The sequence below is a fragment of the Micromonospora sp. AMSO1212t genome (assembly GCF_008868145.1).
In the GTDB taxonomy this organism is placed as follows: Bacteria; Actinomycetota; Actinomycetes; order Mycobacteriales; family Micromonosporaceae; genus Micromonospora; species Micromonospora tulbaghiae.
On sequence record NZ_WBKS01000276.1, the window covers coordinates 1 to 538 of the forward strand.

Consider the following 538-nt stretch of genomic DNA (forward strand, 5'->3'; position numbering starts at 1 on the left):
CCGCGTACGCGCCCTGTCCGCCGCTGCCCCACACCGCCGAGATGGACGAGAAGAGCACGAACACGTCCAGTTCGGCGTCGCCGAGCAGCTCGTCGAGGTGTTCGGCGCCGCTGACCTTCGGGGCGATGACGTACGCCAGGTCCTCCAGGGTGGTGTCGGCCAGCGGCACCACCTCGCTGACCCCCGCGGCGTGCACCACCGCGCGCAGCGGCGGCCCCTCCCGCCGGAGATCGGCCAGGAGGTCGGCCACGGCGGCGCGGTCGGCGGCGTCGCAGCGGACCACCCGGCAGTCCACGCCGAGCCCGGCCAGCTCGGAGAGCAGCTCGGCGGCGCCCGGGGTGTCGGTCCCCCGCCGGCTGGTCAGCACCACCCGTTGCGCGCCCTCGGCGGCCACCCAGCGGGCCACGTGCCCACCGAGCGCGCCGGCGCCTCCGGTGATCAGCACCGTGCCCCGGGGCTGCCACGGCGTGAGCTCCCCGTCGGTGGTGGCCGGTACGAGCCGCCGCACCAGCACCCCGGACTCGCGGACTGCGAGCTG

1 protein-coding gene is annotated in these 538 nt (G+C 76.8%); it reads right to left on the reverse strand.

Translation table 11 applies throughout. The annotated features are described in order from the left end of the window. The coding region (locus tag F8279_RS29790; protein WP_151501722.1) for an SDR family NAD(P)-dependent oxidoreductase at positions 1–538 on the reverse strand (538 nt) is incomplete at both ends.